At 47.1% G+C, this 18,154-nt stretch carries 16 protein-coding genes; 8 read left to right on the forward strand and 8 right to left on the reverse strand.

Translation table 11 applies throughout. From position 1 onward, the window contains the following. Positions 1 to 330: 330 nt before the first annotated feature. Positions 331 to 1,338, reverse strand: coding sequence for a class II fructose-bisphosphatase (gene glpX, locus VNE01S_RS17325; protein WP_053396504.1), 1,008 nt, complete (start codon positions 1,336 to 1,338; stop codon positions 331 to 333). 290 nt (positions 1,339 to 1,628) lie between these two features. Between glpX and zapB the strand changes: the two genes are divergently transcribed. Further along, positions 1,629 to 1,871 (forward strand): cell division protein ZapB, encoded by a 243-nt coding sequence (zapB, locus tag VNE01S_RS17330; protein WP_053396505.1) that lies wholly within the window; start codon positions 1,629 to 1,631, stop codon positions 1,869 to 1,871. Positions 1,872 to 1,932: 61 nt separating this feature from the next. On the opposite strand, the gene metF is transcribed toward zapB, so the two are convergent. From metF to VNE01S_RS17345, 3 genes are all read right to left on the reverse strand, one after another. Continuing rightward, positions 1,933 to 2,826, reverse strand: coding sequence for a methylenetetrahydrofolate reductase (gene metF / locus VNE01S_RS17335; protein WP_053396506.1), 894 nt, complete (start codon positions 2,824 to 2,826; stop codon positions 1,933 to 1,935). A gap of 237 nt (positions 2,827 to 3,063) precedes the next feature. Next, positions 3,064 to 5,475, reverse strand: coding sequence for a bifunctional aspartate kinase/homoserine dehydrogenase II (locus VNE01S_RS17340; RefSeq protein WP_053396507.1), 2,412 nt, complete (start codon positions 5,473 to 5,475; stop codon positions 3,064 to 3,066). Further along, positions 5,475 to 6,641 (reverse strand): O-succinylhomoserine (thiol)-lyase, encoded by a 1,167-nt coding sequence (locus tag VNE01S_RS17345; RefSeq protein ID WP_053396508.1) that lies wholly within the window; start codon positions 6,639 to 6,641, stop codon positions 5,475 to 5,477. Before VNE01S_RS17345 ends, VNE01S_RS17340 begins: the two co-directional genes overlap by 1 nt. A 220-nt stretch (positions 6,642 to 6,861) precedes the next feature. Here VNE01S_RS17345 and metJ point away from each other — a divergent pair, with 220 nt between their 5' ends. Further along, the gene (metJ, locus tag VNE01S_RS17350; protein WP_053396509.1) at positions 6,862 to 7,182 is read left to right on the forward strand and encodes a met regulon transcriptional regulator MetJ; all 321 of its coding nucleotides are present in this window, start codon (positions 6,862 to 6,864) and stop codon (positions 7,180 to 7,182) included. Between the two features lie 144 nt (positions 7,183 to 7,326). Here metJ and VNE01S_RS17355 read toward each other — a convergent pair whose 3' ends face one another. Both VNE01S_RS17355 and rpmE read right to left on the reverse strand, forming a co-directional pair. Then, on the reverse strand, positions 7,327 to 8,604 hold the full coding sequence (locus VNE01S_RS17355; protein WP_053396510.1) for a malic enzyme-like NAD(P)-binding protein: 1,278 nt from the start codon (positions 8,602 to 8,604) through the stop codon (positions 7,327 to 7,329). A gap of 244 nt (positions 8,605 to 8,848) precedes the next feature. Further along, positions 8,849 to 9,067, reverse strand: coding sequence for a 50S ribosomal protein L31 (gene rpmE / locus VNE01S_RS17360; protein WP_006963341.1), 219 nt, complete (start codon positions 9,065 to 9,067; stop codon positions 8,849 to 8,851). Positions 9,068 to 9,371: 304 nt separating this feature from the next. Here rpmE and priA point away from each other — a divergent pair, with 304 nt between their 5' ends. The 6 genes from priA to VNE01S_RS17390 all read left to right on the forward strand — a co-directional run bounded on the left by priA (position 9,372) and on the right by VNE01S_RS17390 (position 17,268). Continuing rightward, positions 9,372 to 11,573, forward strand: coding sequence for a primosomal protein N' (priA, locus tag VNE01S_RS17365; RefSeq protein ID WP_053396511.1), 2,202 nt, complete (start codon positions 9,372 to 9,374; stop codon positions 11,571 to 11,573). Between the two features lie 345 nt (positions 11,574 to 11,918). Further along, positions 11,919 to 12,926 carry a DNA-binding transcriptional regulator CytR gene (cytR, locus tag VNE01S_RS17370; protein WP_053396512.1) on the forward strand — a complete coding sequence of 336 codons (1,008 nt, stop codon included), beginning with the start codon at positions 11,919 to 11,921 and terminating at the stop codon, positions 12,924 to 12,926. 108 nt (positions 12,927 to 13,034) lie between these two features. Further along, positions 13,035 to 13,583: an SPOR domain-containing protein gene (locus VNE01S_RS17375; protein WP_053396513.1), complete on the forward strand. Its 549-nt coding sequence runs from the start codon at positions 13,035 to 13,037 to the stop codon at positions 13,581 to 13,583. A gap of 136 nt (positions 13,584 to 13,719) precedes the next feature. After that, positions 13,720 to 14,265 carry an ATP-dependent protease subunit HslV gene (gene hslV / locus VNE01S_RS17380; RefSeq protein ID WP_053396514.1) on the forward strand — a complete coding sequence of 182 codons (546 nt, stop codon included), beginning with the start codon at positions 13,720 to 13,722 and terminating at the stop codon, positions 14,263 to 14,265. 40 nt (positions 14,266 to 14,305) lie between these two features. Continuing rightward, on the forward strand, positions 14,306 to 15,637 hold the full coding sequence (hslU, locus tag VNE01S_RS17385) for an ATP-dependent protease ATPase subunit HslU (protein WP_053396515.1): 1,332 nt from the start codon (positions 14,306 to 14,308) through the stop codon (positions 15,635 to 15,637). Positions 15,638 to 15,864: 227 nt separating this feature from the next. Beyond that, a complete protein-coding gene (locus tag VNE01S_RS17390) occupies positions 15,865 to 17,268 on the forward strand; it encodes an SPFH domain-containing protein (protein ID WP_053396516.1) in 1,404 nt (467 codons plus the stop codon). Between the two features lie 111 nt (positions 17,269 to 17,379). On the opposite strand, the gene frdD is transcribed toward VNE01S_RS17390, so the two are convergent. Beyond that, positions 17,380 to 17,757, reverse strand: coding sequence for a fumarate reductase subunit FrdD (gene frdD, locus VNE01S_RS17395; RefSeq protein ID WP_053396517.1), 378 nt, complete (start codon positions 17,755 to 17,757; stop codon positions 17,380 to 17,382). A gap of 12 nt (positions 17,758 to 17,769) precedes the next feature. After that, entirely contained in the window at positions 17,770 to 18,153 is a 384-nt protein-coding gene (frdC, locus tag VNE01S_RS17400; RefSeq protein ID WP_053396518.1) for a fumarate reductase subunit FrdC, read from the reverse strand. Position 18,154: the final 1 nt, after the last annotated feature.

An 18,154-nucleotide genomic window follows, 5' to 3' on the forward strand; every position in this document is an offset into this window, starting at 1 on the left:
TTGTCCCAACCCCGAACTAGGCGTCCCCGCCGTCAGCCACTTATTTAGACAAAGCCCTAAACTACGCGTCCCGGCAGAAATGCTAGGGCTTTTTCGTATACGTCATTATTTTACCTAAGTTTGCTTCCCCCTAGTATTTGCCTATTGCAGAGAATGGCATTTACTCACACCTGTAAAGTTGTCAGTGCGATGTTGGTTTCTTGTACTCATCACTATAAAGCGGCTGTTCTGGGAGAGCGATAATCTTCGCTGGGCTTGGAAACAGCGATAAAAGATATTTAGATATAAAAAAGGCCAGCATTCTGCTGGCCTTAATGAAGATATACGATACTAGAGGATGTTTTCTCTCACTTCTGGGTCTTTGCGATCTAAATAGTGGATCGATTTGATGCGACGAATCGTGCGGCAACGGCCACGGATGAGTAGCGTTTCAGTTGTCGCAATATTGCCTTGGCGTGTGATGCCTTCAAGTAAGTCACCTTTGGTGATCCCAGTTGCTGAGAAGATAACATTGTCGCTGCGTGCCATATCTTCCATCTTAAGCACTACATTAGCTTCGACGCCCATTTCTGCACAACGTTTTAGCTCAGCGGTACCATAAATACGGTTTTCCTCTGTATCGCCTTTGACTTCATGACGTGGAAGAAGACGGCCATGCATATCTCCGTCTAGAGCGCGAATAACCGCTGCAGAGACAACGCCTTCAGGAGCGCCACCAATGCAGTACATGGCGTCTACTTCACTATCTGGCATGCATGTAAGGATGGACGCTGCTACATCGCCATCAGGCACGGCAAATACGCGTACCCCCATGGCTTGCATTTCTTCAATGACTTGATCATGGCGGGGTTTGGCTAGCGTAATGACCACTAACGTATCTAGGCTCTTGTTTAACGCTGTCGCGATATTCTCTAGATTTTCTTTCAGTGGTTTGTTGAGATCGATACAGCCTTTGGCTCCAGGACCGACAACAAGCTTTTCCATATACATGTCGGGTGCTTTGAGAAAGCTTCCCTTTTCACCAGCGGCTAGGACTGCAAGAGCATTAGACTGCCCCATCGCTGTCATGCGTGTACCTTCAATTGGGTCAACTGCGATATCTACCTCATCGCCGCTCAGGCCGACTTTTTCTCCGATGTAGAGCATCGGTGCATCATCAATTTCACCTTCACCAATAACAATTTCACCGCTGATTTCAGTTTTATTGAGCAAAGTACGCATAACTTCTACTGCTGCTCCGTCGGCGGCGTTCTTGTCCCCCCTGCCTAGCCATTTATAGCCAGCCAGTGCAGCACCTTCTGTTACCCGTGAAAAGGCCATTGCTAAATCGCGTTTCATGATGACTCCAAAGTAAGAAAAAGGAAAACGGCAGGATTCTAACACAACGAGAAGTAAACGTTTGCTATTTTAGATTGTTTGAATTGAACTCGATCAAAACAGTGTATAAATTGAGGGAATCTTGTACCTCGACTTGTTTGCGTCAGCGGATTGTTAATGCGTGCTGTTTTTTTGACCGAATGGTGCAAAATTTCGAATATAGGACGTGTCTATCATTCTCTGGCTGAGTAGAATGAGGGTATTGAGTGGAGAGCCCTTCACATTAAATGAATAACTAAAGGTAGGCGACAATGTCTTTTGAAGTACTAGAACAACTAGAAGCGAAAATCCAAACTGCTGTTGATACGATTGCCCTTCTTCAAATGGAAGTGGAAGAGCTAAAAGAAGAAAAACAAAAGCTATCTGCAGAAGCAACTGAGCTTCGTTCAAACCGTGAAGAACTAGAGCAAAAAGCGCAGCAAATGCAGCAAGAGCATTCTGCATGGCAAGAGCGTATCCGTAGCTTGCTGGGTAAAATGGATGAAGTAGAGTAAAGCAATGCTCTTATTAGAAGATTAAAAAGGTTGGCATTGGCCAACCTTTTTCTTTTGTCATTTATTCCGCAGAGGGACGAATGCCTAGAGTATGACAAAGAGCGTACGTCATTTCCGCGCGGTTGAGTGTATAGAAGTGGAAATCTTTCACTCCTTCACGACTGAGGATACGGATCATATCGATAGATTGGCTAGCCCCAACCAATTGGCGCGTTGTTGGGTCATCATCTAGACCTTCAAATTGTTTGGCCATCCAGCTTGGTACCTTGACATTGTTCTGTGCGGCAAAGCGAGAGGCTTGTTTGAAGTTTGATACAGGCAGGATTCCTGGCACGATCTCCACATCAATTCCTGCTGCAACACAACGATCACGAAATCTCAGGTAGCTTTCCACATCAAAAAAGAACTGGGTGATCGCTCGGTTTGCTCCTGCATCAACTTTACGTTTTAGGTTCAGGAGATCGGACTGGGCGCTTTTTGCTTCAGGGTGCACTTCAGGGAAAGCTGCGACAGATATATCAAAGTCATGACGCGCTTTTAGCAGTTGAACTAGGTCAGAAGCATACATATCCGGTTTGCCGCCTCCGGCTGGAATATCACCACGTAGGGCGACGATATTTTGAATACCATTGTGCCAATAATCATCTGCGATTTGGATAAGTTCTTCACGGGTGGCGTCAATACAAGTCAGGTGTGGGGCTGCGATTAATCCTGTTTCCGTTTTTATCTCCTTGATGATGGAGTGAGTACGGTCGCGCTCGCCAGAGTTTGCTCCATAAGTAACAGAGACAAATTTGGGCTTTAGTGTTTTAAGACGGTGTACTGAATTCCAAAGGGTTTCTTCCATCTTTTCGCTGCTCGGTGGAAAAAACTCAAATGACACGTTTATATTGTCAGATAGATCGGCAATATTTTGGTTTAAGGCATCAATATGACTCGCGTGTGTGTATCCCATCTTACTCTCTCCCTGTGGTGACCTTGACCACAAACTCCATAATCCCTGAATTGACGTTTAGACGTCTATATGTCCACAGAATGAATTGAATACGATTTAATGTCAACACTACGATTATGAATATTTCTCAAGTTTAGTATGAGATAGATTGAAGATCATTTTTCAGGTGTGCTATTGAAAAAAGGCTTAATACAGATTGTGTTGTATTAAGCCTTTATTCTTAGTGGATTAGCGGTGTTATAAGAAGCTAGAGAGTAAGTTTAAGTCTGACTGGATCGCGCCTGAGGTCACTTCTCTACCCGCGCCAGGGCCGCGAATGACGAGTGGATTATCTTTATACCATTTGCTCTCTATGGCGAAGATATTGTCACACGGCAATAGGTTGGCCAAAGCATGTTCTTTATTGAGCGCTTCGACGCCTACGGTCGCTTTGCCATTTTTCTCTAGTCGAGCCACATAGCGTAAGACCTTTTCTTCGCGTTTGGCTTTCTCTAATCGTTCGGCTAGCAGTTCACTGAGTAATTGGCTTTTGTCCAAGAAATCATCCAAGGATAGGTCGGCTAATTCCGCTGGCACTAAACTCTCTACTTTGACGGATTCAGGCTCCAGCTCTAAGCCTGCTTCACGCGCGAGTATCACCAGCTTACGCATGACATCTGAGCCGTCCAAGTCGCTGCGTGGATCTGGCTCTGTTAACCCTTGTTGCCAGGCTAAATCTACCAACTCAGCAAAAGGAACGGAGCCATCGTACTGCTGAAAGAGCCAAGATAAAGTTCCAGAGAAAATGCCCGAGAGCGCTTGAATTTCATCACCACTTTCCCGCAAGTCGCGAACGGTATGATTAATTGGTAGACCTGCGCCAACAGTCGCGTTATAGAGCCAATAGCGGTTGATCTTGGCAAATGCATCCTGTACCTCGTGGTAATAAGTGCTAGGGGCTGAGCCCGCCACTTTATTGGCTGAAATAAGGTGCATGCCTTGTTCTGCGATTTGGAGGTATTTTGACGCGAGTTCTTTACTTGCTGTCACATCCAAAACAACAACGTCGTCAAAGCCTTGTATGGCACCGAGTTGGCGGATCCATTCACCGTCTTGGTATGCGATAGACTCTTCATCGAAATGCTCGCTGACGCTGATGGCATCGATACCTTCAGGGTTAAACCAGTAAGTCTGGCTATCGACTACAGCGACGAGCTCAAAGTTCATTCCTCGGCGTTTTTCCAGCTCTGCTTTTTGTTCAGCAAACAAGGTTAACCAGCTAGCGCCGATATTCCCTTTGCCACACAAAGCGATGCCGACGCGCTTTTGGGCTTGGAACAGTTGGCTGTGGATCGAGGAAACGAGAGGCGCGGTATCAGAGCGTCTGATGACCGCGATTAAGCTCAATCCAGAGTGTGATTCAGATACAAACTCGACGGGTGCCGATTTGAGCTTTTGGTAAAATCCGTAGCAATGGTTCGCATTCTTGGTAACCCCAGCCCCCACAGCGGCGATAAGTGAGTAGCCCTCTTTAAGCTTAATCTCCGCTCCGAATGCCGCGTCTTGCAAGTATTCCAATGCTCCACCCACGATCTCTGCGGTATAAACCAATCTCAGGCTATGCTTGTCTTTTTGGAGTTCATAAGTCAGTGGCTCTAACTGTGCTCTTTTAAGGCTTTCCAGCACCTCTTTTTCGAGACGTTGAAAGTCATGCCCTGGTGCAAAAATCAATTTGATGATCAGCACTTCATCGAGAGAAGAAATGATTTTTGCGCCGCGACCAGAAGCCAGAACTCTTTCTATGCGGCTAGAGCCTGATTCTGGCTCGTAGCTACAGCGTAGGTGCAGATCCATGGTGCTTTGAGCAACAGGTTGCAATGTTCGGCTGTGCAGCACAGGAGCTGCCAAGCGCGCCAGCTCACTGGCTTCATCAAGGCGAAGTAGAGGCAATAAACAGGCGTCAGACACAATGCGCGGGTCGGCGCTGAATACCCCGGCCACGTCGCTCCAAATCGTCACTCTGGATACCTCAGCGAGCGCACCAATGACGGTTGCCGAGTAATCTGAGCCATTACGTCCTAGTAACGTGGTTTGGCCTTGTTGGTTTTGGGCCATGAAGCCAGTGATAACCACTCTGTGGTGAGCGTGTTGAGCCAGTATCTCTTTAACCAATGGGTATGAAGCACCACGGTCCACTTCCGGCTGTGTGTTTGCTTCTGCACGTAAGAACGCTCGTGAGTCTTGAGCGACGGCCGGGAGTCCTTCTTGAACCAGGAGGGCTGATAACAGACGTGATGACCAGATTTCACCGTGTCCTAATACCGCGGCTTTTTGTGCCTCAGTCAGAGGTGCGGTTAATTCACCTAACGTAGAAAACTCGTCGCTTAATGTAGCCAGCAGAGATGTTTTTTCGTCGTCGCCGATTAATTCGTCTATCAGCGATAGTTGGAATTGTCGTAAAGAGTGCAGCGTTTCATGCGCGACACGTCCGTCTTTGTATAGCGCATCTAAAAACTCTAATAAGCGGTTGGTTGTTTTGCCCGCAGCCGATACAACAATTAAGTCTTCGGGGCCGGAATACTCTTTCAGAATATTAACCACACGGCGGTAGCAGTCAGAGTTGGCTAAGCTGCTGCCACCAAATTTGTGCAGCTGACGTGAAGCTGGCATTAGATGCTCTCCTTAGCTTTGATGAAGGCTTGTTCAAGATCAGAAATTAGGTCTTCGGTATCCTCTAAACCGACGGATAGACGAAGAAGTAGCTGGGATACTCCTGCTTCAGCAAGGGCGGCTTCTCCCATTGCTCTGTGCGTCATGGAGGCGGGGTGGCAAATCAGGCTTTCGACGCCGCCTAAAGATTCAGCCAAAGAAAATAGTTCTAGTGCTCCAACGAAGACTTTCAGTTGCTCAAAGCTACCCGCGAGCTCAAAACTGAGCATTGAACCAAAGCCGGATTGCTGCTTTTTCGCGATCTCATGCCCAGGATGATCCGGCAAGCTAGGATGATAAATGGTGCTGACGAGCTTTTGCTCTTGGAGGTAACGCAAAATTTGCGCTGAGCTTTCTTCGTGTACTTTCATCCGTGCGCCCAGTGTGCGTATGCCACGTAAGGTCATGTAGCTATCAAACGGTGTGCCAGTTGCACCAATGCAGTTTCCCCACCAAGCTAGCTCTTCAGCGTGCTGCTCTGTTTTTGTCACGATGACACCGCCAATAACATCGGAGTGGCCATTGATGTACTTAGTGGTGGAGTGGATAACAAAATCCGCTCCAAGCTCTAAAGGCTTTTGGAACACGGGGGTTAAAAAGGTATTGTCTACGGCCACCAGTGCGCCCACTTGTTTGGCTTCTGTACAAACTTTCTCGATGTCTACTACGCGAACTAATGGGTTAGAAGGGGTCTCTAATAAAATGAGCTTGGGTTTTTTCGCCAGCGCTTGCGATAGGGCTTGTTGGTCTGATTGATCGACGAAGAGAACATTGAAGTCCCCTTTTTGAGCGCGAGTATTAAATAGGCGATATGTGCCACCATAGCAATCATGGGGGGCGACAATCAGGTCGTCGGGTCCGAGAAAAGCAGACACCCAAAGATTTAGGGCAGAGGTACCACAATTTGTCACCACGGCGCCTTTACCAGACTCTAATTCGTAGAGTGCGGTCTCTAATAAGCCTCTATTCGGGTTGCCGGAGCGCGTGTAGTCATAGGTCGGTACCTCTCCAAAAGCGGGGAAACCATAGTTAGTCGAAAGATAAATGGGTGGGACAACGGCGTGGTGTTGAGTGTCTGACTCAATACCAGTACGTACCGCGATTGTGGCTGGTTTGCGGGCGCTCATAAGTGTTTCCTTCCGGACGTTGGTGACATCTTTTAGAGAGTACGCTATACCTGAGTATGTTAGATATATGTAACTCTAATTCCATGGTTAACCACTTTACTTCTCATTTTTAAGGACGTCAACACTTCTAGACGTCTGTATGTCTTTGCTTGTGGCCATAAATCCCGCTAAAATTGCGCTTTCCAATTTCTAAACATTCAAAATAGATTAAAGGTGCGCAATGGCAGACTGGAATGGCGAATACATTAGCCCATACGCTGAGCATGGAAAGAAAAGCGAACAAGTAAAAAAAATTACGGTTTCTATTCCATTAAAAGTATTAAAGGTACTCACTGACGAGCGTACACGCCGCCAGATTAACAATCTACGCCATGCGACAAATAGTGAGTTATTGTGCGAAGCATTTCTGCATGCGTACACAGGTCAGCCGTTGCCGACCGATGAAGATTTGCGTAAAGACCGCCCAGACGATATTCCGACAGAAGCGAAGCAGATCATGACGGAGATGGGCATTGAATTTGAAGCGTTTGACGACGAGTGATCATCGCTCACGATGTGTTGTCGTGAGAGGTAAGGTACAGTAACAAGCGCACCATTATTTCGCTGATGCTGGTTACCGCTCAACAAAAAAGCCGCTGATCACGATCAGCGGCTTTTGTTTGAGCTTTAGGATTAAGCTTTAGGATTAAGCTTCCATGTAGCCTTCTGGCATTTCGATGCGAGCCACACCTGAATCGACAGCGGCTTGTGCGACTGCTTTTGCTACGCGAGGCAGTAGGCGTGAGTCCATTGGTTTTGGAATGATGTAGCCAGGGCCAAACTCCAGGCTATCGACACCAGCAGCTGCTAATACTTCGGCTGGTACCTCTTCTTTCGCAAGTTGGCGAATTGCTTCAACTGCGGCCAGTTTCATCTCATCATTGATTTCACTTGCACGTACGTCCAAAGCACCACGGAAGATGAATGGGAAACAAAGTACGTTGTTCACTTGGTTCGGGTAATCACTGCGACCCGTACCCATGATTAGGTCATCGCGTACTTCGTGTGCGAGTGCTGGTTTAATTTCTGGGTCTGGGTTTGAACACGCAAACACGACTGGTTTGTCGGCCATTAGCTTCAGTGCTTCTGGTGACAGCAGGTTAGGGCCTGATACACCTAAGAATAGGTCTGCGCCTTCGATAACGTCTTCAAGAGTACGCTTATCGGTGTTGTTAGCGAAAAGCTGTTTGTATTCGTTTAGGTCTTCACGGCGCGTGTGGATCACACCTTTACGGTCAAGCATGTAGATTTTCTCACGCATAGCACCGCATTTAATCAGCAGTTCCATACATGCGACAGCCGCTGCTCCTGCACCCAAACATACAATGGTTGCGTCTTCTAGCTTCTTACCTTGCAGTTCAATCGCGTTCAGCATGCCTGCTGCGGTTACGATCGCGGTACCGTGTTGGTCATCGTGGAAGACAGGAACGTCACAACGTTCGATAAGCTGTTTTTCGATTTCAAAACAATCAGGGGCTTTGATGTCTTCTAGGTTGATACCACCAAAAGTGTCCGCGATGTTGGCTACGGTATCCACAAACTCTTCGATAGTACGGTGTTTGACTTCGATATCGATAGAGTCTAGACCTGCAAAACGCTTGAACAGGAGCGCCTTACCTTCCATGACTGGTTTTGAAGCCATTGGGCCTAAGTTACCTAGACCAAGAATCGCCGTACCGTTTGAGATAACCGCGACCATGTTACCTTTTGAGGTGTATTTGTAGATGTTCTCTGGGTTTTGTGCAATTTCACGTACTGGCTCAGCAACACCAGGGCTGTATGCGAGCGCAAGATCATGGGCAGTTTCTGCTGGCGTCGTTAACTCAACGGAAATCTTACCTGCCGTTGGGTATGCATGGTAGTCAAGCGCCTGCTGACGGAATTGTTCTTCAGGGGATAGTTCTTGGCGATTGTCTTCTGACATGGATGTGGGTACTCATTAATAATTATAAGGAAAGGGGGATCCCATTTTAGAGTAACTAAATCAAGCTGCAAAGGTTGTAATGCGACCAATCACCACAAAATGTAGGAATTCACTGCAGATAAGACCAGATTAGCAAATATACCGCTGCTAATTGGCTTTTCTGTAATGATAAAGCTCTGTTTTAAGGCTTAAAATAAAAAAGGACGCCGTAGCGTCCTTTTTATATTTGGTTACAAAGAAGAAATTACTTCTTGCTTGATAGAGCACCGAAACGCTTGTTGAAGCGATCAACACGGCCGCCTGTATCAACGATACGTTGCTTACCAGTGTAGAATGGGTGACATTTGTCACATACGTCTAGGTGGATAGACTCTTTAGTTAGAGTTGAGTTGAACTCAAAAGAGTTGCCGCAAGAACAAGTCGCTTTGACTGCTTTGTATTCTGGGTGGATACCAGCTTTCATGGGAGAACCTCTAATATAGGCCGTGTCGCTATCCGAATCTTGGCCGGACACCACACGTAGTGAATAAAAAATTATCTTTGATACCGCGTCGCGTAACGCCGCCATATCACTAAGGCGCGATATAGTAATGAATACGCTTGTCCGGATCAACCAATTTGCCCAATAAATTGGTACTTTTTTGTGCGTTTCTTACCTGATTTACGTCGATAGGCGGGCAAGGGAATCCCATCTATCCCGTGCTTTCCCGACTCTTACTTTTCCCTTAGACTTATTCTGTTGATTCTCCTCACTTCTAATGGCTTTTATGCGACCGACGATTGCCCGAGTGGCTTTGCCTGTTCCACTCGATAAACAGTTTGATTATTTGATACCACCCCATCTGTTTCCAATTATTGGTGGTCGTGTTTCAGTACCGTTTGGCAGGCAAACGCTGGTGGGTGTAGTCACGGCTTTAGTGAACCATTCTGAATTCAGTCAAGAGCAGCTGAAATCCATCAAACAGGTATTAGATAATCAACCAGTATGGCCTGAGAGTCTCTACCAACTGTTGCAGTGGTGTAGCCAGTTTTATCAATACCCATTGGGAGAGACCTTACTCAACGCCATGCCGAGTGCGTTGCGTAAAGGCAAAGAGGCTGACTTTACCGCGCTTGTCGAGTGGCAACTGACAGATGCAGGGCGCAATCAGCTGATGGTTGGATTTGGCCGCGCCGTAAAGCAAGCGAAAGTGATGCATATGTTGGAGGCGGGCTCAGTGCCTCATCAAGCGTTTATTGATGAAGAGGTAGGTTCAAGCGTATTAAAAACGCTGTCAGAGAAAGGCTGGATCGAATCTGTCGAGAAGAAGCCAGTGATCCGCGACTGGCGTCATGATGTTGAAGCCAGTGTCGATAAGCCGAAGCTAAATACCGAGCAAGCGGTGGCGATCGCGAGCGTGAATAGCTCCGACGGGTTTGGCTGTTTTTTACTCGAGGGGGTAACGGGCTCGGGGAAAACTGAGGTGTATCTCAACCTGATCAAGCCAGTTCTTGAGCGTGGGCAGCAAGCTTTGGTGTTGGTACCAGAGATAGGCCTGACTCCACAAACCATCAACCGCTTTAAAAAACGCTTTAACGTCCCAGTGGAAGTGATTCACTCTGGTTTAAATGATACCGAACGGCTCAATGCGTGGTTGTCTGCCAGAGATAATGCTGCAGGCATCGTGATTGGCACACGATCTGCGTTACTAACGCCCTTTGCTAGCTTGGGCATTATCATTGTCGACGAAGAGCATGATTCCTCGTATAAGCAGCAAGACAGTTTGCGCTATCACGCCCGTGATGTGGCGGTCATGCGAGCGAATAAAGAACAGATCCCCATTGTGCTTGGCTCGGCCACACCAGCGCTGGAAACCCTGCACAATGCACTCGCGGGCAAATACCATCACCTTGTTTTATCGCAAAGAGCCGGCAGTGCGGTACCGACCACCAATAAGGTTTTGGATATTAAAGGGGCGTACTTAGAGAGCGGATTGTCAGCCCCGTTGATTGCAGAAATGCGTAGACACTTACAAGCTGGCAACCAGGTGATGCTGTTTCTCAATCGCAGGGGGTTTTCTCCGGCGTTAATGTGCCATGAATGCGGCTGGATCGCCGAGTGTAAACGCTGTGACGCCTATTACACCTATCATCAATACAGCAATGAAATTCGCTGCCATCATTGTGGCTCGCAACAGCCCATTATTCATCAATGCCAAGGTTGTGGATCAACACACTTGGTCACCGTTGGGGTCGGCACCGAGCAGTTGGAGAAACAACTGGCAGACTTATTCCCCGAATTCAAAGCGATTCGCATTGACCGCGATAGTACTCGTCGAAAAGGCAGTTTAGAGAATGCACTATCGGCGATCAGAAACGGTGAATACCAAATTTTGATTGGTACACAAATGCTGGCAAAAGGGCACCATTTCCCGGATGTAACGCTGGTGGCACTGTTAGATGTAGACGGCTCCCTGTATAGCAGTGATTTCCGTGCTTCCGAACGCTTGGCTCAACTGTTTATTCAGGTCGCTGGCCGTGCGGGACGTGCAAGTAAACCCGGAGAAGTGATCCTGCAAACCCACCACCCGGAGCACAGTTTATTGCAAGCTTTGCTGACCAAGAGCTATCGTCATTTTGCCGACACCGCCCTGCAAGAGCGTCAGTTGGCGATGTTGCCGCCTTTTTCATTCTTAACCATGTTTCGCGCCGAATCGAATCACACTGAGCAGGTTGAAGATTTCTTAAGGCAGGTTCGTCATACACTTGAAGCTCATCCGCTGTTTGATGAGTACTGTCAGGTATTGGGCCCGACTCCCGCACCGTTGGCGAAAAGAGCAGGCAAATATCGCTGGCAACTGTTGCTTCAGACACAGCACCGCTCGACGATGCATAAGTTACTCTCCAGTGCTAAGCCTGCGATTCAAATGTTACCCGCGGCTAAGAAAGTACGCTGGACACTGGATATAGAGCCACAAGATCTCAGCTAAATAACTGTATTTGAATCGTAATCTGGTGCACTGGAGTAGCGTTGTCGTGCGTATTGTTTGCCTTGATTACACTTTTTTCATTTATTTGTGAATTAGATCTTGTTAAGACCGTGAATTTTGTTAATTCTCCCGTAACTTTGTGCCACGAAATGAATAAACTAGGAACTGCATATTTATATAAACGTTAGTGTTCACGCAAGGTTAAACGTTTGCCTGTGTGAGTAATCGATAAGAATGGGCTTAAGTCCATCATCGTAGTGCATTTTATTTCGTTTAATGTACGGTTTATTCAGGTTTAGGTGGCTACGGCTACCATTGTTGGAAATTGAAGAGGGTAATAAATTTATGGCGACAATGAAGGATGTTGCCCAGCTAGCGGGAGTTTCGACAGCGACGGTATCCAGAGCGTTGATGAATCCGGAAAAAGTGTCTTCATCGACGAGAAAACGCGTTGAAGATGCCGTTTTAGAGGCTGGATATTCACCAAACTCTTTGGCGCGAAATCTGCGTCGCAATGAATCTAAGACCATCATTGCCATCATCCCAGATATCTGCGATCCCTATTATACGGAGATCATCCGTGGCATCGAAGACGCTGCCATGGAGCATGGTTATATTGTGTTGCTCGGTGATAGTGGCCAGCACAATAAACGTGAGAGTTCATTTGTAAACTTAGTCTTTACTAAACAAGCGGATGGTATGCTCTTATTAGGAACGGATTTACCGTTTGATGTGAGTAAACCTGAGCAAAAGAATTTGCCGCCGATGGTTATGGCTTGCGAGTTTGCGCCCGAGTTAGAGCTACCTACGGTCCACATTGATAACCTGACATCTGCCTTCGAAGCGGTAAATTATTTGACACAAATGGGTCATAAACGCATTGCGCAAATCTCGGGGCCGGAGTCGGCGGTGCTGTGTCAGTTCCGTCAGCAAGGTTATCAGCAAGCGCTACGTCGTGCTGGTGTCACAATGAACCCGAACTACAGCGCTTACGGTGACTTTACTTTTGAAGCGGGCTCAGCAGCGATTCGACAGTTATTAGCCTTACCGGAACCGCCAACCGCTGTGTTCTGTCACAATGACGCGATGGCAATAGGGGCGATGCAGCAAGCTAAAAAGCTTGGCTTACGCATTCCACAAGACCTATCGGTCGTCGGATTCGATGACATTCAGTTTGCACAGTTCTGCGATCCACCGTTGACGACGATCTCTCAGCCTCGCTACGAGATTGGTCGCCAAGCGATGTTGATGATGCTGGAGCTGCTACGTGGGCATGATGTTCGAGCCGGTTCCCGTCTACTGGAAACTCAGTTAGTGGTACGACAAAGTGCCGCGCCACCTCGCGTTGTTTAACACCTCATCTAGCGATGCTTTTACGCATCGCTTTGATTTCTCCTCTGTCATCCAATGACGATCTGCATTAACATTATGGCAGTGCTAATAAATGATTGATGTACAACAGTGGCAAACAGAGATTATGTAAAACGTGGTCACGGGAACAGCGGACGAGCTTCTGCAAAGAAGAAAGCTGCCCCACGTAAAAAACCATGGCGAAGTGGTTTACTCGCTATCTTATTGGTCAGTGGCTTCGGCTATGGCCTGTATACGTTAAGCAGTGATCCTGAGCCACCTGCACCTGTGGTAAAAGAAACCAAACCAGCCAGCAAGCCTAAAACGCAAAAAGTGCTTCCACCTCCGCCTCAGGAAAAGTGGGGGTACGTTGAATCTTTGCCTAATCGCGAGATTGAAGTCAAAGCGAAAGAGCAAGTGGTGTCGGCGATCCCGTACGTCATGCAGTGCGGCGCGTACAAAACATCGCAGCAGGCCGAGGCCCGTAAGCTGGATATTGCTTTCCAAGGCATAAAAAGCCAGATCCGTAAGAAAGAAGGCAGCAGTTGGTACCGCGTGGTACTTGGCCCGTATAAGTTTAAGCGTGATGCTGAGCGAGATAAGCATAAACTCCAGCGCGCCAAAATAGAGCCTTGCGCAATCTGGAAAGAAACACAGTAAATTGAAAACTTTAAAGCCCACGGTGTTCAACTAGCAACGTGGGTTTTTCTGTTACACCTTCTCCCCTTGAATTCTCACTCCGATAACCTCATATAGTTTTTAACACTGAGATTAAAACAATTATGAGGCCCTACTCGTGACTACCATTGTATCTGTACGTCGTAATAACAAAGTCGTCATCGCTGGTGATGGACAAGTATCTCTAGGTAACACAGTAATGAAGGGCAATGCGCGCAAAGTGCGTCGCCTCTACAATAACCAAGTACTGGCAGGCTTCGCTGGTGGTACGGCTGATGCCTTTACGCTGTTTGAACGTTTTGAAAGCAAACTGCAAATGCACCAAGGCCATTTAACCAAGGCCGCGGTAGAGCTGGCAAAAGACTGGCGAAGTGATCGTGCACTGCGCAAGTTGGAAGCCTTGTTGGCCGTCGCTGACGAAACGGCATCCCTGATTATTACCGGTAACGGCGATGTGGTTCAGCCAGAGAATGACCTGATTGCGATCGGCTCAGGTGGTAACTTCGCCCAAGCTGCTGCAACTGCGCTATTAGAAAATACCGACTTAGATGCGCGTGAAATCGCAGAGAAATCACTGAAAATTGCGGGCGATATCTGTGTATTCACCAACCATAACCACACTATTGAAGAACTAGAAATCCCAGCAGATAAAATTGCTGAATAAAACCAAAGATAGTGGCTTAAAGATTTAAAGGAAATTGATTATGTCTGAAATGACTCCGCGCGAAATCGTGCATGAACTGAACCGCCATATCATTGGTCAAGAGAAAGCAAAACGTTCTGTGGCGATCGCGCTACGTAACCGCTGGCGTCGTATGCAGCTTGAAGAAAGTCTGCGTGCGGAAGTGACCCCAAAAAACATTCTGATGATTGGCCCGACAGGTGTTGGTAAGACTGAGATTGCTCGTCGTTTGGCGAAGTTGGCCAATGCGCCGTTCATCAAAGTTGAAGCAACGAAATTTACCGAAGTCGGTTATGTTGGTAAAGAAGTAGAAACGATCATCCGCGATCTAACCGACGTCTCGCTAAAAATGACGCACCAACAGGCAATGGAAAAAGTAAAATTCCGCGCGGAAGAGCAAGCAGAAGAGCGCATTCTTGATGCTCTGCTACCGCCAGCGCGTGATGCTTGGGGGCAGAATGAGCAAGCAGAAGATAACTCAACCACTCGCCAAGTGTTCCGTAAAAAATTGCGTGAAGGCAAGCTAGACGACAAAGAAATCGAAGTCGATGTAGCAGCGCCACAAATGGGTGTGGAAATCATGGCTCCTCCTGGCATGGAAGAGATGACCAACCAGCTGCAAGGCATGTTCCAGAACTTAGCGGGCGATACCAAGAAAAAACGCAAGCTGAAAATTAAAGACGCGTTCAAAGCGATCACGGAAGAAGAAGCGGCGAAACTGGTTAACCAAGAAGAGCTCAAAGAGCAGGCGATCTACAACGTAGAAAACAACGGCATCGTGTTTATTGATGAGATTGATAAGATCTGTAAGCGCGGTGAAAGCTCAGGTCCGGACGTGTCACGTGAAGGTGTTCAGCGTGACTTACTACCGCTGATTGAAGGCAGCACCGTATCTACCAAGCACGGTATGGTCAGAACGGATCACATCCTGTTTATTACTTCAGGTGCGTTCCAAGTAGCAAAACCATCGGATTTGATCCCTGAACTTCAGGGTCGTCTGCCTATTCGAGTTGAGCTTGAAGCGCTATCTAGCCACGACTTCAACCGTATCTTAACGGAGCCTAAAGCGTCTCTGACCGAGCAGTACATTGCTTTAATGAAGACCGAAGAAGTGGATGTGGAGTTTACCGAAGACGGTATTAAGCAGATTGCTGAAGCGGCATGGACGGTGAACGAAAGCACAGAGAATATCGGTGCGCGTCGTCTTCACACCGTGATGGAGCGTCTAATGGATGATATTTCCTTTGAAGCGACCGATAAGTCAGGTTCAAAACTGACCATCGACGCGGCATACGTGCAAGAACGTTTAGGCGAGTTTGTCGAAGATGAAGACTTAAGCCGCTTTATTCTTTAATTGCCAGAAAACAGTTACTAAGCCGACCTCAGGGTCGGCTTTTTTATACCTAAAAGATAACTAGCAGAAAGTCTGATATTTGAGAAACATTTCATATGGATTACTTATCGCTCGATTACTTCTTGATCAAATAATCTGGTAAATTTCTCCAGGTTGATGGAATGCTTATAACTCGCTGTTTTTATTGTTCTAAGTATTTTATGCAACGCAGAAAGGAGAAAAGAACAATGAATGATATTGGCTTGGGACAAGGTTCAAACGTGGACAAACGACGTAAGGTGTTACATCAAGGCTTAAAAGCAGCGGTATATGGTATTCCTTTGCTGGCATTAGGGTTAACAGTGAACAGCTCGGTATTAATGACAGATGCTGGCTACAGTTACGTACATCAAAACAACATTACTGGTGAACTTGATGTGTTCACGGAACCAGGTATTCATTTCCGAATGCCGTTTTTATCCAAAATCACCCAGTATGACCAAGTCATCACCGTATCGTTTGGCAACAGCAAAGGAGAAGACTTCTATCAGCGCCTAGACCCAGTTCAGGTGCGTTTTGCTGATACCTATATTGGCCAGATACCGGTCACTTTCCGCTTTAAGTTGAGCAATGATCCAGAAGCGGTAGAAAAAATGCATAAAGAGTTTCGTAATAACAGCAACCTCATCGATGCTCTATTGGTAAAGAACGCACGTAACGTGACTGTCATTACCGCGACTCAATACACGGGTGAAGAATTCTTCCAAGGTGGGTTAAACCAATTCAAGTCCAAGCTTGGAGACCAGCTACGAAACGGCATTTACACCACCGAGCGCAGACAGGTAGAAGTGGAACAGTTAGACCTAGCGCCCGTCGGCATTGAACAATCGAATGCCAACCAGTTGCAACGTACCAATCAACTGGTATGGAAAACGGTTCCTGTGGTGGACAATACGGGTCAGCCAATTCGCCAAGATAATCCTCTGCAGCAATATGGCATTCAGGTGACACAGGTAACGATTGGTGATCCGCAACCAGAGAAGCAATTGGATCAACTGCTCGCCGACAAGAAACGCTTGGTAGCAGACCGAATTCGTGCGATTCAGGAGCAAGAAACGTCAAAAGCGCAAGCCGAGACGGAGCAGCTTCGTAAAGAGATTCAGCGTACTCGTGAAGTGCAAGATGCTCAGCGTCAAAAAGAACTGGCGATTATTTCACAACAAAAAGAAGTGGAAGTGGCCCGCCAGATCGCAGAACGAGAAATCGTTGAAGTAGAAAAGACCAAGCGACTTGCCGAGGTCGAAAAAGAGAAAGAGCTGGCGATTGCAGAAGCAAACTTAGCAATTCAAAAAGCCAACGCCTTGTCTGCGGAATTTGAAGCGAAGGCCATCTTGGAAAAAGGTCGTGCAGAAGCCGAAGTCTTAAAAGCGAAGTACGCGGCACTTGGCGCAAACCGAGAAGTGTATTTGGCTGAGCTTAACCGTGAGGTCGCGAACTCCTTGTATAACAACCTGCAAAACTTCCAAGTACAGATGCCACAAAACTACATTGGGGGTGGCGATGAAACAGGCCTAAAAACCAACTTGGATGTGATTACCGGCTTTGGGGCGCTAGGGTTAATGGACCAAACTAAGAAGGTCGTTCAGCAATAGGCCTACTGGTGGTCAAATGCTTAAAAAGCAAAAGGATCATAGGTGGTCAAAAAGTCTAGGTAATAAAAAAGCTGGTATCAAACCAGCTTTTTTAATTTAAAAATCAGAAGTTTATATCATTAAGATAAAGATGATAGCTAAAGCCGAGATGAATCCTGCCAGCGCATAACAAGCGATTTTACCCGCGACACCAGTATGGAATTTCAAGTCATGCATCCCGTGGTGAACACGGTGCATGGCATGCCACATTGGCAGGGCAAGTGTACCGATGATAAACAGCGCACCAATAATGCTGGTGGCGAATTCAGACACTCGCGCGTAATTTAACGCTTCAGCGTCAATGATGCCCAGTGGCACAAGTACGCCCAACACTAAGATGGTGACGGGAGTGATCATGGCAAACCAAGTGCCCCCTGCCCCAAATAGGCTCCACCATACTGGTTCATCTGAACGTTTTGGCGCTCTATCTACAGAGTAATTCGGTTTCATAGTTAAAGCTCCTTACACCACAATGAGGACAATGAGTGAGATAAACGCCACGGCTGCCCACTGAGTCAACACAACCACTTTCTTGTCGATCAGTTTGCCTTTAAAACGGATAGGCATCACTTGCGGCATCATGCTGAAAAACGTTTGAGCATGGAACAGGCTTCCAGCTAGCGCGACAATATTGATGGCGACCACAATAGGGTTGGCCATGAACGCTAGCCAGCCTTGCCATGCCTCAGGACCTTTCACCAATGAACCTAACCCAAAGGTAAGGAAAATGGTGAATAGAACGAGTGGTAATACAGTGGCTTCACGCAACATATAGAAACGATAAAAAGGGTGATCTTTCCACCAGGTTCGTTTCATTTCACGAACGTAAGGTTTGCGGTTACTCATC

The organism is Vibrio nereis NBRC 15637, from assembly GCF_001591105.1.
GTDB classification, from domain to species: Bacteria; Pseudomonadota; Gammaproteobacteria; order Enterobacterales; family Vibrionaceae; genus Vibrio; species Vibrio nereis.

What these genes read in the sequence shown, in the direction of transcription:
- glpX (WP_053396504.1), bottom strand. Translation starts at nt 1,338, where the DNA reads ATGAAACGCGATTTAGCAATGGCCTTTTCACGGGTAACAGAAGGTGCT.
- zapB (WP_053396505.1), top strand. Translation starts at nt 1,629, where the DNA reads ATGTCTTTTGAAGTACTAGAACAACTAGAAGCGAAAATCCAAACTGCT.
- metF (WP_053396506.1), bottom strand. Translation starts at nt 2,826, where the DNA reads ATGGGATACACACACGCGAGTCATATTGATGCCTTAAACCAAAATATT.
- VNE01S_RS17340 (WP_053396507.1), bottom strand. Translation starts at nt 5,475, where the DNA reads ATGCCAGCTTCACGTCAGCTGCACAAATTTGGTGGCAGCAGCTTAGCC.
- VNE01S_RS17345 (WP_053396508.1), bottom strand. Translation starts at nt 6,641, where the DNA reads ATGAGCGCCCGCAAACCAGCCACAATCGCGGTACGTACTGGTATTGAG.
- metJ (WP_053396509.1), top strand. Translation starts at nt 6,862, where the DNA reads ATGGCAGACTGGAATGGCGAATACATTAGCCCATACGCTGAGCATGGA.
- VNE01S_RS17355 (WP_053396510.1), bottom strand. Translation starts at nt 8,604, where the DNA reads ATGTCAGAAGACAATCGCCAAGAACTATCCCCTGAAGAACAATTCCGT.
- rpmE (WP_006963341.1), bottom strand. Translation starts at nt 9,067, where the DNA reads ATGAAAGCTGGTATCCACCCAGAATACAAAGCAGTCAAAGCGACTTGT.
- priA (WP_053396511.1), top strand. Translation starts at nt 9,372, where the DNA reads ATGCGACCGACGATTGCCCGAGTGGCTTTGCCTGTTCCACTCGATAAA.
- cytR (WP_053396512.1), top strand. Translation starts at nt 11,919, where the DNA reads ATGGCGACAATGAAGGATGTTGCCCAGCTAGCGGGAGTTTCGACAGCG.
- hslU (WP_053396515.1), top strand. Translation starts at nt 14,306, where the DNA reads ATGTCTGAAATGACTCCGCGCGAAATCGTGCATGAACTGAACCGCCAT.
- VNE01S_RS17390 (WP_053396516.1), top strand. Translation starts at nt 15,865, where the DNA reads ATGAATGATATTGGCTTGGGACAAGGTTCAAACGTGGACAAACGACGT.
- frdD (WP_053396517.1), bottom strand. Translation starts at nt 17,757, where the DNA reads ATGAAACCGAATTACTCTGTAGATAGAGCGCCAAAACGTTCAGATGAA.
- frdC (WP_053396518.1), bottom strand. Translation starts at nt 18,153, where the DNA reads ATGAGTAACCGCAAACCTTACGTTCGTGAAATGAAACGAACCTGGTGG.